Raw genomic sequence first — 15,667 nt, 5'->3', positions numbered from 1 at the left:
TACGGTTAACGATACCGAAAAAAGCGGAGATGGCTTCCGTTAGCGCCAGAATAGTGGTAAGCGCCAGCGAATGCACCTGCTTTATGAAGGGGCGATGACGACTTGAATAAAAAGAAACCAATTGTAAATCGGTACGTTAACCCCTCATACCCCAACCTATAGAATAGAAATGCGTCAGAAGAGGGCGAATTTTCATTTTTTGCCTTGTTGAATCGCTTCAGATTGCAAAAACCCTCGTTTCATTATGGTTAAAACTGCCTCTTTGGTAGTAACCATTTCATTTGTGCAAAGTTACATTCCTGAAACGTTAGTTCTGTAAGGTTGTTAAAATGTGCCGGGTTTACTGATTTCAATCAAAACCAATATGGACAGAAGGTGAATACTTTGTTACTTTAGCGATACGAACATGAAATTGGTAAGACCAATTGACTCCGGGCAAAAAGGCGTAAGACAGGGAATATGGCCTACAGCAAAATTCGCCAACCAAAACTTTCCGATGTGATTGAGCAGCAGCTGGAGTTTTTAATTCTCGAAGGGACACTGCGCCCGGGCGAGAAGCTCCCGCCAGAACGCGAGCTGGCAAAACAGTTCGACGTTTCACGTCCCTCTCTGCGTGAGGCGATTCAACGTCTCGAAGCAAAGGGCCTGTTGCTCCGTCGCCAGGGTGGCGGAACCTTTGTGCAAAACAGCCTGTGGCAGAGCTTCAGCGACCCGCTGGTAGAACTTCTCTCTGACCACCCAGAATCCCAGTTTGATCTGCTTGAGACCCGTCACGCGCTGGAAGGTATCGCGGCCTATTACGCCGCCCTTCGCAGCACTGATGAAGACCGCATACGTATTCGCGAGCTGCATCAGGCCATTGAACGGGCACAGCAGTCCGGCGATTTAGACGCCGAGTCCAGCGCCGTCGTCCAGTATCAAATTGCCGTCACCGAAGCGGCGCACAACGTGGTGCTCCTCCATCTGCTACGCTGCATGGAGCCGATGCTGGCCCAGAACGTTCGTCAGAATTTTGAATTGTTGTATGCCCGTCGGGAGATGCTCCCGCTGGTAAGCAACCATCGCACCCGAGTATTCGAGGCGATAATGGCCGGGGAACCGGAGCAGGCGCGCGAAGCGTCGCACCGCCATCTGGCTTTCATTGAGGAAATCTTGCTGGACCGCAGCCGTGAACAATCGCGTCGCGAACGTTCATTACGCCGCATACAGCAACGAAAGGATTAAGCGCCAGGTACTTTTAGAGCGCGGCAACTAAACGCAGAACCTGTCTTATTGTGTTTTCTGGCGAAAATACAATGGGACAGGTTCCAGACAAATCAACGTATTAGATAGATAAGGAATACCCCCATGTCAGAACGTCTCCAAAATGACGTGGATCCGATCGAAACTCGCGACTGGCTACAGGCGATCGAATCGGTCATCCGTGAAGAAGGTGTTGAGCGCGCTCAGTATCTGATTGATCAGCTGCTTTCTGAAGCACGCAAAGGCGGCGTGAAAGTGGCTTCAGGTGCAGGGGCTAGCAACTACGTAAACACGATTGCCGTCGAAGACGAACCGGAATACCCGGGCAATCTGGATCTGGAACGCCGTATCCGTTCTGCTATCCGCTGGAACGCCATCATGACCGTTCTGCGCGCATCTAAGAAAGACCTGGAACTGGGTGGCCACATGGCGTCCTTCCAGTCTTCTGCGACCATTTACGAAGTGTGCTTCAACCACTTCTTCCGTGCAGCTAACGAGAAAGACGGCGGCGATCTGGTGTACTTCCAGGGCCACATCTCTCCGGGCATCTATGCACGTGCCTTCCTAGAAGGTCGTCTGACTGAAGAGCAGATGAACAACTTCCGTCAGGAAGTTCACGGTAAGGGTCTGTCTTCTTACCCGCACCCTAAACTGATGCCTGAGTTCTGGCAGTTCCCGACCGTATCTATGGGTCTGGGTCCAATCGGTGCGATCTATCAGGCTAAATTCCTGAAGTACCTGGAACACCGTGGTCTGAAAGACACCTCTGAGCAGACCGTTTACGCCTTCCTGGGCGACGGTGAAATGGATGAGCCAGAATCTAAAGGCGCGATCACCATCGCGACCCGTGAGAAGCTGGACAACCTGTGCTTCATCATCAACTGTAACCTGCAACGTCTGGATGGTCCGGTAACCGGTAACGGCAAGATCATCAACGAACTGGAAGGCATCTTCGCAGGTGCTGGCTGGAACGTGATCAAAGTGATGTGGGGCGGTCGTTGGGATGAACTGCTGCGTAAAGACACCAGCGGTAAACTGATCCAGCTGATGAACGAAACCGTTGACGGCGACTACCAGACCTTCAAATCCAAAGACGGTGCCTACGTTCGTGAGCACTTCTTCGGCAAATATCCTGAAACCGCAGCCCTGGTTGCAGACTGGACTGACGAGCAGATCTGGGCGCTGAACCGCGGTGGTCACGATCCGAAGAAAGTTTACGCTGCACTGAAAAAAGCGCGTGAAACCAAAGGTAAAGCGACTGTGATCCTGGCCCACACCATCAAAGGTTACGGCATGGGTGATACCGCAGAAGGTAAGAACATCGCTCACCAGGTTAAGAAAATGAACATGGACGGCGTGCGTTATATCCGCGACCGTTTCAACGTTCCAGTGACCGATGAGCAGGTAGAAAAACTGTCTTACATCACCTTCCCGGAAGGGTCTGAAGAACACAAGTACCTGCACGAACGTCGTCAGGCGCTGAAAGGCTACCTGCCTGCTCGTCAGCCTAACTTCACCGAGAAGCTGGAACTGCCAGCGCTGGAAGATTTCTCTCAGCTGCTGGAAGAGCAGAACAAAGAGATCTCTACCACTATCGCTTTCGTTCGTGCCCTGAACGTGATGCTGAAGAACAAGTCGATCAAAGATCGTTTGGTTCCAATCATCGCCGACGAAGCGCGTACTTTCGGTATGGAAGGTCTGTTCCGTCAGATCGGTATCTACAGCCCGAACGGCCAGCAGTACACCCCGCAGGACCGTGAGCAGGTTGCATACTACAAAGAAGACGAGAAAGGCCAGATCCTTCAGGAAGGTATCAACGAACTGGGTGCAGGCGCATCCTGGCTGGCCGCTGCGACCTCTTACAGCACCAACAACCTGCCGATGATCCCGTTCTACATTTACTACTCCATGTTCGGGTTCCAGCGTATCGGTGACCTGTGCTGGCAGGCAGGCGACCAGCAGGCTCGCGGCTTCCTGATCGGTGGTACTTCCGGTCGTACGACCCTGAACGGTGAAGGTCTACAGCACGAAGATGGTCATAGCCACATTCAGTCTCTGACTATCCCTAACTGTATCTCTTACGATCCGTCTTACGCGTACGAAGTGGCAGTCATCATGCATGACGGCTTGCAGCGCATGTACGGTGAAGCGCAAGAGAATATTTACTACTACATCACCACCCTGAACGAAAACTACCACATGCCGGCAATGCCAGCAGGTGCCGAGGAAGGTATCCGTAAAGGTATCTACAAACTCGAAACCATCGAAGGTAGCAAAGGTAAAGTTCAGCTGCTGGGCTCTGGTTCTATCCTGCGTCACGTTCGTGAAGCAGCGCAGATCCTGGCGAAAGACTACGGTGTGGGTTCCGATGTGTACTCTGTTACCTCCTTCACTGAACTGGCGCGTGATGGCCAGGATTGTGAGCGCTGGAACATGCTGCACCCAATGGAAACCCCACGCGTTCCGTACATCGCTCAGGTGATGAACGACGCGCCAGCGGTGGCGTCTACTGACTATATGAAACTGTTCGCTGAGCAGGTTCGTACTTACGTTCCAGCTGATGATTATCGCGTACTGGGTACTGACGGCTTCGGTCGTTCTGACAGCCGCGAAAACCTGCGTCACCACTTCGAAGTTGATGCTTCCTACGTGGTTGTAGCAGCACTGGGCGAACTGGCTAAACGTGGCGAAATCGATAAGAAAGTGGTTGCAGACGCAATTACTAAATTCAACATCGATGCAGATAAAGTTAACCCGCGTCTGGCGTAAGAGGTAAAAGAATAATGGCTATCGAAATCAATGTACCGGACATCGGGGCTGATGAAGTTGAAATCACCGAAATCCTGGTCAAAGTGGGCGACAAAGTTGAAGCTGAACAGTCGCTGATCACCGTAGAAGGCGACAAAGCTTCTATGGAAGTCCCGTCTCCTCAGGCTGGCATCGTTAAAGAGATCAAAGTCTCTGTTGGCGATAAAACCGAGACTGGCAAACTGATCATGATTTTCGATTCCGCCGACGGTGCAGCAGCAGCTGCACCTGCGCAGGAAGAGAAGAAAGAAGCCGCTCCTGCTGCTGCTCCAGCAGCGGCCGCGGCAGCGAAAGAAGTGAACGTGCCTGACATCGGCGGTGACGAAGTTGAAGTCACTGAAATCCTGGTGAAAGTGGGCGATACCGTTGCGGCTGAGCAGTCACTGATCACCGTAGAAGGCGATAAAGCCTCTATGGAAGTACCAGCGCCATTCGCCGGTACCGTTAAAGAGATCAAGATCAACACCGGTGACAAAGTGTCTACGGGTTCCCTGATCATGATTTTCGAAGTGGCGGGCTCTGAAGGCGCTGCGGCTCCAGCGAAAGCGGAAGCTGCTCCGGCTCCGGCTGCTGCACCAGCGGCTGCTGGCGGCGTGAAAGACGTTAACGTACCAGACATCGGCGGTGATGAAGTTGAAGTGACCGAAGTGATGGTGAAAGTGGGCGACAAAGTTGCCGCTGAACAGTCACTGATCACCGTTGAAGGCGACAAAGCTTCCATGGAAGTGCCTGCGCCGTTCGCGGGTACCGTTAAAGAGATCAAAATCAGCACCGGCGACAAAGTCTCTACCGGCTCTCTGATCATGGTCTTCGAAGTGGAAGGCGCTGCACCTGCCGCCGCTCCTGCTGCTGCGGCTGCTCCGGCACCGGCTGCTGCACCGGCTCAGGCTGCTAAACCGGCTGCTGCCCCTGCTGCTAAAGCAGAAAAATCTGAGTTCGCTGAAAACGACGCTTATGTCCACGCGACTCCGCTGATCCGTCGCCTGGCGCGCGAATTCGGCGTGAACCTGGCGAAAGTGAAGGGCACCGGCCGTAAAGGTCGTATCCTGCGCGAAGACGTTCAGGCTTACGTGAAAGACGCGGTGAAACGCGCCGAAGCTGCACCTGCGGCAGCCGCTGGCGGCGGTATCCCGGGCATGCTGCCATGGCCGAAAGTGGACTTCAGCAAGTTCGGCGAAATCGAAGAAGTGGAACTGGGCCGTATCCAGAAAATCTCCGGTGCTAACCTGAGCCGTAACTGGGTGATGATCCCGCACGTTACCCACTTCGATAAGACCGATATCACCGATCTGGAAGCGTTCCGTAAACAGCAGAACGCCGAAGCTGAGAAGCGTAAGCTGGACGTGAAGTTCACCCCAGTGGTCTTCATCATGAAAGCGGTTGCGGCGGCGCTGGAACAGATGCCACGCTTCAACAGCTCCCTGTCCGAAGACGGCCAGAAGCTGACGCTGAAGAAATACATCAACATCGGTGTTGCGGTTGATACGCCAAATGGTCTGGTTGTTCCGGTCTTCAAAGACGTGAACAAGAAGAGCGTCACAGAGCTGTCCCGTGAACTGACCACCATCTCCAAGAAAGCGCGTGATGGTAAGCTGACTGCCGGCGAAATGCAGGGCGGCTGCTTCACCATCTCCAGCATCGGCGGCCTGGGTACCACCCACTTCGCGCCGATTGTGAACGCGCCGGAAGTGGCTATCCTCGGTGTGTCCAAGTCCGCGATGGAGCCGGTGTGGAATGGCAAAGAGTTCGTACCGCGTCTGATGATGCCAATCTCTCTGTCCTTCGACCACCGCGTGATCGACGGGGCTGATGGTGCGCGTTTCATCACCATCATTAACAACATGCTGAGCGACATTCGCCGCCTGGTGATGTAATCGAAAAGCCGGCCAATCGGCCGGCTTTTTTCTGATAATCTCATGGGGTTTTTGAGGTTATTGGTGAAAGCGATAATTCGTGAGCCGTTTGTTGTTTCAAAATTGTTAACAATTTTGTAAAATACGGGCGGATAGAACGACCCGGTGGACGACGGGTATACATTAAGAGGTCATGATGAGCACAGAAATCAAAACTCAGGTCGTAGTACTTGGGGCAGGCCCGGCAGGTTATTCCGCAGCATTTCGCGCCGCGGATTTAGGTCTGGAAACCGTCATCGTAGAACGTTACAGCACCCTCGGCGGTGTTTGTCTGAACGTCGGCTGTATCCCTTCTAAAGCGCTGCTGCACGTAGCGAAAGTTATCGAAGAAGCCAAAGCGCTGGCTGAACACGGTATCGTCTTCGGCGAGCCGAAGACCGACATCGACAAAATTCGTACCTGGAAAGAGAAAGTTATCACTCAGCTGACCGGCGGTCTGGCGGGTATGGCCAAAGGCCGTAAAGTGAAAGTGGTAAACGGTCTGGGTAAATTCACCGGTGCGAACACCCTGGAAGTGGAAGGTGAAAACGGTAAAACCGTGATTAACTTCGACAACGCGATCATCGCGGCAGGCTCTCGCCCAATCGAACTGCCATTCATTCCACATGAAGATCCACGCGTGTGGGATTCCACCGATGCGCTGGAGCTGAAAACCGTTCCTAAGCGTCTGCTGGTTATGGGCGGCGGTATCATCGGTCTGGAAATGGGTACCGTGTACCATGCGCTGGGTTCAGAGATCGACGTGGTTGAAATGTTCGACCAGGTTATCCCGGCTGCCGACAAAGACATCGTTAAAGTCTTCACCAAACGCATCAGTAAGAAATTCAACCTGATGCTGGAAACCAAAGTGACTGCCGTTGAAGCGAAAGAAGACGGTATTTACGTTTCCATGGAAGGCAAAAAAGCCCCATCCGAACCACAGCGTTACGACGCCGTACTGGTGGCTATCGGCCGTGTGCCGAACGGTAAAAACCTCGACGCGGGCAAAGCTGGCGTGGAAGTGGACGACCGTGGCTTCATCCGCGTTGACAAACAGCTGCGTACCAACGTGCCGCACATCTTTGCTATCGGCGATATCGTCGGTCAGCCAATGCTGGCGCACAAAGGTGTTCACGAAGGTCACGTTGCCGCTGAAGTTATCGCCGGCATGAAGCACTACTTCGATCCGAAAGTGATCCCATCTATCGCCTACACCGAGCCAGAAGTTGCATGGGTTGGTCTGACTGAGAAAGAAGCGAAAGAGAAAGGCATCAGCTACGAAACCGCCACCTTCCCGTGGGCTGCTTCTGGCCGTGCTATCGCGTCCGACTGCGCAGACGGTATGACCAAACTGATCTTCGACAAAGAAACTCACCGTGTAATCGGTGGTGCGATTGTCGGTACCAACGGCGGCGAGCTGCTGGGTGAAATCGGTCTGGCTATCGAAATGGGCTGTGACGCGGAAGACATCGCGCTGACCATCCACGCTCACCCGACTCTGCACGAGTCCGTGGGCCTGGCGGCAGAAGTGTTTGAAGGTAGCATCACCGACCTGCCAAACGCGAAAGCGAAGAAGAAATAAGTTTCTTCAGATGAAAAAAGCGGCCTCAGGCCGCTTTTTTTATGCACTGCGTTCAGGGGGTGACAGGCTGCCAGGTTTTATCCGGGTGGTATGCAGCGAGCGCCTGCGCTTTCTGCGCCGAATCGTTGCCGAGATTTGCCTGATAAACCTTGTCTTCCTGGTTAACGACAAAGCTCATTACCCCCGTCTGACCATAGCTTACGGGCCAGGCAACCATCGCAAAGCCATTTTTATCCGACAGAATGCGGAACCGATAGCCGTGATAGCCCATACCAGGCTCCGGCGGGCTAAAGGCGGGACCCAGCGGGCTTGGCGCTTCGCCCGGCGAGATGGGCCAGTACAGGCCGTCTTTTAGCCCTGGCGTGCTGACAATCTTCTGCGCATAGCGGTGGTTCATGGCGTAGTAGCTCCGCTGTGCGTCGACGTAGGCGTGCAGCGCTTCGATAGCCGCGAGTTCGTTGCGGCCGATTTCGCGGGTCAGGATCTCATCAGCCGCTTTCTGCATATCAAATTGCCAGCCCTCTTTTTTCTTCACTACCGGTATGGGGAGTTGCCAGCCGTTATCGCCAACTGACAGATGGGCAATATCGCCGCTGATTTCGGTACGATGGTTTATCTTCCAGTCACGCAGGAATCGAGCCACCGCCTCCGGATCAACCCCTTCAGGTGGCAGATAGTCGCGCCAGTTATCCCCCAGCAGGTCGGCCATCGCGCTCTCATTCTGCTCGCTGATGGCCTTCGTCAGGGCATTGGCCGCCTGCTCAGGTGTGGAGAAAGATTGCTGGGCGAAGGCGAAGGTGGATACCATCAACAACAGCATTCCACCGATCGGTTTCATGTTCATAGCGGCTCCCTTAACGACGATGGAATTCATGGTGTTCGGTATGGTGTTCGGACAGCTGCTGGCGGAAGCTGGCACGCTGCTCACTGTTCAGCGACGCGTGCTGGCGGCTTTGCAGCCCGCGCTGGTGCTGGGCCTGCCAGCTGGCCGAACGGCTGTCGTTGCCGCTCAGGGCGTTTGCCCGCAGCGGCTGATGCTGAACCTGCGTCGGGCGTCTGGTTTGCGCAAGAGTATTATTCATCTGTTGTGCGTGGGGCCGCGCGCTGTCGTAGCCGCGATAGTTGCTGCGCTGAGAGAGCTGCTTCAGTTGCTGCGCGGACGCTGAATGTTGCGGGAAATGCGCGTCGCCATGCTGTAGCTGTGTGAGCGTTTTGCCCGTCGACTGCTGTACCTGCGCCATCGCGGCCTGCCGCTGGCTATCGCGGTTGACCGGCTGCTGCCGGGTAGCGCTCAACCCGCCCGGCACTGAAGTCTGATGATAGCGGCTGGCAAGCTGGCTATTGGCGTAGGGCACGCCGTTGCGGTAGGCCGGATTATGCTGCCAGACCTGGTGATTATCGGTACGGTGCTCGCCGGTGATCTTATTGAAGTTATTAACATTAATATTAATGTTATCGCCGTTATGCGAATAACCGCCGTGGTGATCGTCATCATGATCGTGATGATGATCGTCGTCATCGTCCCAGTCGATGTTACTGAACAGCGCATAGGTGGTGGCTACGCCGAGGCTATAGCCAAAGCCTCTGACAAAACTATTGGTAAACTGCTGGCCGGGAGACGGAGGCAGATACACCGGCGGATAGCTGGCATTTGGCCACGTGCCGTAAACGGTGGAAGGGTTGTAGGTAGGGACATAAACCACCTGTGGATCGGCTGGCTCAATTTTAATCACCGTCGGACTAGCCGACGTTGACGTCGCGGCTGTACTGGCGGAGGCTGGCGCAGATTTTTTCACGGTGGTGACGGTCTGCTGCGGGGTGGATTGCAATGTGCCTGTCTGCTTCGCCAGCAGGCGCAGACGCTGCACGGAATCCATCACATCCTTTGGCTGGGCCAGAAAGGCGTCGCCGAGGCTTTGTACCCACGACGGGTTTTCCCCCATCAGCGACATTAACTGCGGAAAGGCGACCAGCGATTTCACGCTGGCATCCCATGGCTGCCCGCTGACCGCCTGAATGGCGGCATCGCCCTGCATTTTAGGGTTGTCCTTTGACCACTGGGCGGCCTGAATCACGCTCGCCGGATAGGTTGAGGCCATCAGAATTTGCGACAGCAGCGCGTCGGGGTAGAGCGCAATGGGCGCGGTCCACTGATCGATCTGCGCGGCGGTATAGGCAGGGGTGGCCACCGGGGCAGGCTGTGCTGCCGGGTCGGGGAGCTGCGGGGCTACCGGCGCAGGTGCGGGAGCGGGTTCCGTTGCGCGGCTTTTAACGAACATGACGCCCGAGGCGGCAAACAGCCCCGCACTGCAAAGCAGAACAAGAAGATGTGGTTTAAAAGGCAACTTCATAGATTGACTCCAACGAGACGAGTGCAGTGCCGTGAGGCGTTGCTGTTGCCGCGAGTATCATTCACCCGTGTTTTACAGTTTTGACTTTTGTTGGGAAAAACTCTGAAGCATCCGGATAAAGAGTATGAGTATTTATTACACAATTATATCGGATGGCAGAGCAGGCGACGGAAATTCAGAAGGCCGCTCTTGCGAGCGACCAGCAGCGCGTTGCCAGAGGGGGGACGACAGACTTACGGAACTGCTTCCGGGCCCGGTGACGGGGTGCTACATCATGCTTAACGATTCAGCAAATTTTTTAATGTTGCTTTTTTGTAAACAGATTAACACTGTGCAGAAATCCTGCTATGCTGCCCGACGCGGTATCGGGCATTTACCCTACAAACTGCTGTCTCACAGGAGCGTGAAGAGAACGCCCGCCGCATATGACAATGAGAGCGAGGAGAACCGTCGTGCTAGAAGAATACCGTAAGCACGTAGCAGAACGTGCCGCCGAGGGAATTGTACCCAAACCGTTAGATGCAACCCAAATGGCCGCGCTCGTCGAGCTGCTGAAGAATCCGCCTGAGGGCGAAGAAGAATTCCTGTTAGATCTGCTGATCAACCGTGTACCGCCTGGCGTAGATGAAGCTGCCTACGTAAAAGCCGGATTCCTTGCCGCCGTTGCCAAAGGCGAAGCCACCTCCCCACTGGTTACTCCTGAAAAAGCGATTGAACTGCTCGGCACCATGCAGGGCGGCTATAACATTCATCCGCTGATTGACGCGCTGGATAACGACAAGCTGGCACCGATTGCCGCTAAAGCGCTCTCTTCAACGCTACTGATGTTCGATAACTTCTACGATGTGGAAGAAAAAGCTAAAGCAGGCAACGTCTATGCGAAGCAGGTGATGCAGTCCTGGGCCGATGCCGAATGGTTCCTGAACCGCCCTCAGCTTGCTGAAAAAATTACCGTTACCGTCTTCAAAGTGACCGGTGAAACCAACACCGATGACCTCTCCCCGGCACCGGACGCGTGGTCTCGTCCTGATATCCCTCTGCACGCCCTGGCGATGCTGAAAAACGCCCGTGAAGGCATTGAGCCGGACCAGCCAGGCAGCGTTGGCCCGATCAAACAGATCGAAGCCCTACAACAAAAAGGTTTCCCGCTGGCTTACGTGGGTGACGTTGTGGGTACCGGCTCTTCCCGTAAGTCCGCCACCAACTCCGTGCTGTGGTTCATGGGCGACGACATTCCGCACGTGCCAAACAAGCGCGGCGGCGGCCTGTGCCTCGGCGGCAAAATTGCACCAATCTTCTTTAACACCATGGAAGATGCTGGCGCGCTGCCGATCGAAGTGGATGTCTCTAACCTGAACATGGGCGACGTGATTGACGTTTACCCGTACAAAGGTGAAGTGCGTAATCACGAAACTAACGAGCTGCTGGCGAGCTTTGAGCTGAAAACCGACGTGCTGATCGACGAAGTACGTGCTGGTGGCCGCATTCCGCTGATCATCGGCCGTGGCCTGACCACCAAAGCGCGTGAAGCGCTGGGTCTGCCGCACAGCGACGTGTTCCGTCAGGCGAAAGACGTGGCGGAAAGCAACCGTGGCTTCTCGCTGGCACAAAAAATGGTCGGTCGCGCCTGCGGCGTCGCTGGTATCCGTCCTGGCGCGTACTGCGAGCCGAAGATGACCTCCGTCGGCTCTCAGGACACCACCGGTCCGATGACCCGTGATGAGCTGAAAGACCTGGCGTGCCTGGGCTTCTCTTCCGATCTGGTGATGCAGTCCTTCTGCCACACTGCGGCGTATCCGAAGCCGGTTGACGTGACCACGCACCACACGCTGCCAGATTTCATCATGAACCGCGGTGGCGTGTCTCTGCGTCCGGGCGACGGCGTTATCCACTCCTGGCTGAACCGCATGCTGCTGCCGGATACCGTCGGTACCGGCGGTGACTCCCATACCCGTTTCCCAATCGGTATCTCCTTCCCGGCGGGCTCCGGTCTGGTGGCGTTTGCTGCCGCGACCGGCGTGATGCCGCTGGATATGCCGGAATCGGTGCTGGTGCGCTTCAAAGGTAAAATGCAGCCGGGTATTACCCTGCGCGACCTGGTTCACGCGATCCCGCTGTATGCCATCAAACAGGGTCTGCTGACCGTTGAGAAAAAAGGGAAGAAAAACATCTTCTCTGGCCGCATTCTGGAAATTGAAGGTCTGCCGGATCTGAAAGTGGAGCAGGCGTTCGAGCTGACCGATGCCTCCGCTGAGCGTTCGGCTGCGGGCTGCACCATCAAGCTGAACAAAGAGCCGATTATTGAGTATCTGAACTCTAACATCGTGCTGCTGAAGTGGATGATTGCAGAAGGCTACGGCGACCGTCGTACGCTGGAGCGTCGTATCCAGGGCATGGAAAAATGGCTGGCGGATCCGCAGCTGCTGGAAGCCGATGCTGACGCAGAGTACGCGGCGGTGATCGACATCGATCTGGCGGATATCAAAGAGCCAATCCTGTGTGCACCGAACGATCCGGACGACGCGCGTCCGCTGTCCGAAGTTCAGGGCGAGAAGATCGACGAAGTGTTCATCGGTTCGTGCATGACCAACATCGGCCACTTCCGTGCAGCCGGCAAGCTGCTGGATACCCACAAAGGCCAGCTGCCAACCCGTCTGTGGGTGGCGCCGCCAACCCGTATGGACGCGGCTCAGCTGACCGAAGAGGGCTACTACAGCGTGTTTGGTAAGAGCGGGGCGCGTATCGAAATCCCTGGCTGTTCCCTGTGTATGGGCAACCAGGCGCGCGTAGCGGACGGTGCGACGGTGGTCTCCACCTCAACCCGTAACTTCCCTAACCGTTTAGGAACCGGGGCGAACGTTTACCTGGCCTCTGCGGAGCTGGCGGCGGTTGCGGCGCTGATTGGCAAACTGCCAACGCCGGAAGAGTACCAGACCTTTGTGGCTCAGGTGGATAAGACGGCGGTGGATACCTATCGCTACCTGAACTTCGACCAGCTCTCTCAGTACACCGAGAAGGCAGACGGGGTGATCTTCCAGACGGCGGTATAAACAGCAAAACCGTCTCTACGAGACGGTTTTTAGTGTTTGCACCCTCTCCCGTGGGAGAGGGACGGAGTGAGGGCATCAGGCCGCAGGGTCTTGCTCTCACCTTTTTATTTTCATTCCTCCCACCTCTCCCGCTTTTTTTCTTCCTCGCTGCTGCGATAATTACCTTAATGGCTTTGCAGAGGAAAACACTATGGATTACGAATTTCTGCGCGATATCACCGGCGTGGTGAAAGTGCGAATGTCGATGGGGCACGAAGCCGTTGGACACTGGTTTAACGAAGAGGTGAAAGAGAACCTCGCGCTGCTGGATGAAGTTGAGCAGGCGGCGGAAACGGTGAAAGGCAGTGAACGCTCCTGGCAACGCGCCGGGCACGAATACACCCTGTGGATGGATGGCGAAGAGGTGATGGTGCGCGCCAACCAGCTTGAGTTCTCGGGTGATGAAATGGAAGAGGGGATGAGCTACTACGACGAAGAGAGCCTGTCGCTGTGCGGCGTGGAAGATTTCCTGAGCGTGGTGAACGCCTACCGCGACTTTATGAAACAGAAGTAACTCCCCGAAGCGTCCCTGCTCCGGGTCACGTTTACACGGTCGGAATGTTACGGCCGTAGTAAATTTCGCGCATCTCTTTCCAGAGCAGGTCGGTAATGACCTTTCGCTCTTCTTCACTTAAATCTTCCGGCTTCGTGTGGAACATGTAGTGCTTAAGGTCGAATTCCTTAAGTAACATTTTGGTGTGGAAGATATTCTCCTGATAGACGTTCACATCCATCATGTCGTACAGCGACTTCATGTCCTCGGACATGAAGTTCTGAATGGAGTTGATCTCATGATCAATGAAGTGCTTCATACCGTTGATATCACGGGTAAAACCGCGCACGCGATAATCAATAGTGACGATATCGGATTCCAGCTGGTGGATTAAATAATTCAACGCATTCAGCGGTGAAATCACGCCGCAGGTCGACACTTCAATATCCGCGCGGAAGGTACACAGCCCGCCTTCCGGGTGGCTTTCCGGGTAGGTGTGCACGCAGATATGGCTTTTATCCAGGTGGGCGACAACCACTTCCGGCAGCGGGCCGGGGTGTTCGGTTTTGTCGATAAGCTGTGGGTCAACCGGCTCTTCACTCACCAGAATGGTGACGCTCGCTCCCTGAGGCTCATAATCCTGGCGCGCGATATTGAGGATGTTCGCGCCGATAATCGAGCAGGTCTCTGTCAGGATCTCGGTCAGACGGTTGGCGTTGTAGAGTTCATCGATATAGGCGATGTAACCATCGCGCTCTTCTGCTGTTTTGGCGTAGCAGATATCGTAAATACAAAAACTCAGGCTTTTGGTCAGATTGTTAAAGCCATGCAGTTTAAGCTTTTTCAATTAGTTCACCTCCTTTGAGGACAGCGCGTCTTGCAGATATTGAGGCAACGCAAAGGCTGCGGTATGAATAGCCGGATTGTAGTATCGGCACTGTAGACCTGCCTGATGGAAGCGGGCCTGAATAATTTCGGTGGAAAGATGACGTAATACGTCGTTATCCGTCGCCCAGGCAAAGGTCATGATACCGCCGTAGTACGTCGGAATGGCCGCCTGATAGAAGCTGACGTCAGCAAAATAGGTGCTCAGCTTACGGTGGCTATCAAGCGCTTCATCCTGTTGCAGGAAGCAAACGCCGTTTTGCGCCACAAAAATTCCGCCAGGCTTCAGGCAGCGCTTGCAGCCTTCGTAAAACGACGAGGTAAACAGCGACGCGCCCGGACCGATAGGGTCGGTACAGTCAGAGATAATGACATCAAACGTTTGCGTGGTCTGGTTAACAAAATTGACGCCATCGTCGATAACCAGATTAAACCGCGGATCGTCATAGCTGCCGGCATTATGGTTGGGCAGATACTGGCGGCAGAACGACACGACCCCGGCGTCGATTTCCACCATGGTGATGGTTTCGACATTCTGATGGCGAGAGACTTCACGCAGCATCGCGCCGTCGCCGCCGCCGATAATCAGCACGTCCTTCGCGTGGCCGTGGGCCAGCAGCGGGACGTGGGTCATCATTTCGTGATAGATAAACTCGTCGCGCTCGGTGGTTTGCACCACGCCGTCCAGCGCCATCACGCGGCCAAAAGCGGCGTTTTCGAATATTATCAAATCCTGATGATCGGTTTTCTCATGATAGAGCACGTTATCCACGGCAAAATACTGACCAAACTGGTCGTGCAGCGTTTCTTGCCATACCGTTTTTTCGGTCATGGGGAGCACCTCCTTCGTTAACATCCATTACATCCGGCAGATGGGCGCAACACAACACCGCCGAGAGGCGGTTAGCGGGTCAACAAGGGGCGTCGGGAAGGTTACTTCACGTAGGCGAGCAGGCTGAGTGAATCGCGAGCCAGCGCTTTGCATTTTTTAGCAGTGGGAATGCCAATACCGCTTAAATCACGGTAGCTGTCTTCACCGAGCGCCTTCATGTCGAAGCTGTCGTAGTTGCTGAGGTCCCATTGATTCTGCTGGGCAAAAAAGACCAGTGCGCGACGAATTTGCCCATTGGGTAAATTCTGGTAACCACAATCGTTTTTCAGAAAAACAAAAACTGCCGTCAGATCGGCCATATCTTCCGCTTCGTTTTCACTTAGCGCGTAACTGTTCGCACACATCGCCATCAGGCTGGCGAACAAAATTGTTCTGAAAAACGTCTTCATTGCCTTTACCACTGCATCACGGAAAATTAACGTTAGCATACTTG

General features: G+C 54.7%; 11 protein-coding genes. 6 read left to right on the top strand and 5 right to left on the bottom strand.

Annotated features, from left to right (window positions below; genetic code table 11):
* The first annotated feature begins 459 nt into the window (after positions 1-459).
* The 4 genes from pdhR to lpdA all read left to right on the top strand — a co-directional run bounded on the left by pdhR (position 460) and on the right by lpdA (position 7,524).
* Positions 460-1,224 carry a pyruvate dehydrogenase complex transcriptional repressor PdhR gene (pdhR, locus tag ACOTYB_RS00435; RefSeq protein WP_023315403.1) on the top strand — a complete coding sequence of 255 codons (765 nt, stop codon included), beginning with the start codon at positions 460-462 and terminating at the stop codon, positions 1,222-1,224.
* A gap of 123 nt (positions 1,225-1,347) precedes the next feature.
* Positions 1,348-4,011, top strand: coding sequence for a pyruvate dehydrogenase (acetyl-transferring), homodimeric type (aceE, locus tag ACOTYB_RS00430; protein WP_003856315.1), 2,664 nt, complete (start codon positions 1,348-1,350; stop codon positions 4,009-4,011).
* Between the two features lie 14 nt (positions 4,012-4,025).
* Positions 4,026-5,924, top strand: a complete 1,899-nt coding sequence (aceF, locus tag ACOTYB_RS00425; protein ID WP_023315404.1) for a pyruvate dehydrogenase complex dihydrolipoyllysine-residue acetyltransferase — start codon at positions 4,026-4,028, stop codon at positions 5,922-5,924.
* A 175-nt stretch (positions 5,925-6,099) separates the two neighbouring features.
* Positions 6,100-7,524, top strand: a complete 1,425-nt coding sequence (gene lpdA, locus ACOTYB_RS00420) for a dihydrolipoyl dehydrogenase (RefSeq protein WP_003856313.1) — start codon at positions 6,100-6,102, stop codon at positions 7,522-7,524.
* Between the two features lie 52 nt (positions 7,525-7,576).
* Here the strand turns inward: lpdA and ACOTYB_RS00415 are convergent, their stop codons facing one another.
* Both ACOTYB_RS00415 and ACOTYB_RS00410 read right to left on the bottom strand, forming a co-directional pair.
* On the bottom strand, positions 7,577-8,368 hold the full coding sequence (locus ACOTYB_RS00415; protein WP_003856312.1) for a DUF2950 family protein: 792 nt from the start codon (positions 8,366-8,368) through the stop codon (positions 7,577-7,579).
* Positions 8,369-8,378: 10 nt separating this feature from the next.
* The gene (locus ACOTYB_RS00410) at positions 8,379-9,875 is read right to left on the bottom strand and encodes a DUF3300 domain-containing protein (RefSeq protein WP_045346599.1); all 1,497 of its coding nucleotides are present in this window, start codon (positions 9,873-9,875) and stop codon (positions 8,379-8,381) included.
* Between the two features lie 452 nt (positions 9,876-10,327).
* On the opposite strand from ACOTYB_RS00410, the gene acnB reads away from it, so the two are divergent.
* Both acnB and yacL read left to right on the top strand, forming a co-directional pair.
* Positions 10,328-12,925, top strand: coding sequence for a bifunctional aconitate hydratase 2/2-methylisocitrate dehydratase (acnB, locus tag ACOTYB_RS00405; protein WP_220153579.1), 2,598 nt, complete (start codon positions 10,328-10,330; stop codon positions 12,923-12,925).
* Between the two features lie 190 nt (positions 12,926-13,115).
* A complete protein-coding gene (gene yacL / locus ACOTYB_RS00400) occupies positions 13,116-13,478 on the top strand; it encodes a protein YacL (protein ID WP_003856309.1) in 363 nt (120 codons plus the stop codon).
* Positions 13,479-13,509: 31 nt separating this feature from the next.
* On the opposite strand, the gene speD is transcribed toward yacL, so the two are convergent.
* The 3 genes from speD to ACOTYB_RS00385 form a co-directional block, all read right to left on the bottom strand.
* Complete coding sequence (speD, locus tag ACOTYB_RS00395) at positions 13,510-14,304, bottom strand: adenosylmethionine decarboxylase (RefSeq protein ID WP_003856308.1); 795 nt, start codon at positions 14,302-14,304, stop codon at positions 13,510-13,512.
* Positions 14,305-15,174: a polyamine aminopropyltransferase gene (gene speE, locus ACOTYB_RS00390; RefSeq protein ID WP_003856307.1), complete on the bottom strand. Its 870-nt coding sequence runs from the start codon at positions 15,172-15,174 to the stop codon at positions 14,305-14,307. It abuts the gene before it with no gap.
* Between the two features lie 101 nt (positions 15,175-15,275).
* Complete coding sequence (locus ACOTYB_RS00385) at positions 15,276-15,623, bottom strand: YacC family pilotin-like protein (RefSeq protein WP_003856306.1); 348 nt, start codon at positions 15,621-15,623, stop codon at positions 15,276-15,278.
* Positions 15,624-15,667 lie beyond the last annotated feature (44 nt).

The sequence above is a fragment of the Enterobacter cloacae complex sp. IR5450 genome, from assembly GCF_049238665.1.
GTDB classification, from domain to species: Bacteria; Pseudomonadota; Gammaproteobacteria; order Enterobacterales; family Enterobacteriaceae; genus Enterobacter; species Enterobacter hormaechei_C.
The sequence above is the reverse complement of the archived record's forward strand: the minus strand, read 5'-3'. Positions and strand labels throughout refer to the sequence as shown.

Bases quoted from the DNA above. Each gene is read 5' to 3' on its own strand.
- aceF (WP_023315404.1), top strand. From the start codon at position 4,026: ATGGCTATCGAAATCAATGTACCGGACATCGGGGCTGATGAAGTTGAA.
- ACOTYB_RS00410 (WP_045346599.1), bottom strand. From the start codon at position 9,875: ATGAAGTTGCCTTTTAAACCACATCTTCTTGTTCTGCTTTGCAGTGCG.
- aceE (WP_003856315.1), top strand. From the start codon at position 1,348: ATGTCAGAACGTCTCCAAAATGACGTGGATCCGATCGAAACTCGCGAC.
- ACOTYB_RS00385 (WP_003856306.1), bottom strand. From the start codon at position 15,623: ATGAAGACGTTTTTCAGAACAATTTTGTTCGCCAGCCTGATGGCGATG.
- lpdA (WP_003856313.1), top strand. From the start codon at position 6,100: ATGAGCACAGAAATCAAAACTCAGGTCGTAGTACTTGGGGCAGGCCCG.
- yacL (WP_003856309.1), top strand. From the start codon at position 13,116: ATGGATTACGAATTTCTGCGCGATATCACCGGCGTGGTGAAAGTGCGA.
- pdhR (WP_023315403.1), top strand. From the start codon at position 460: ATGGCCTACAGCAAAATTCGCCAACCAAAACTTTCCGATGTGATTGAG.
- ACOTYB_RS00415 (WP_003856312.1), bottom strand. From the start codon at position 8,368: ATGAACATGAAACCGATCGGTGGAATGCTGTTGTTGATGGTATCCACC.
- speE (WP_003856307.1), bottom strand. From the start codon at position 15,174: ATGACCGAAAAAACGGTATGGCAAGAAACGCTGCACGACCAGTTTGGT.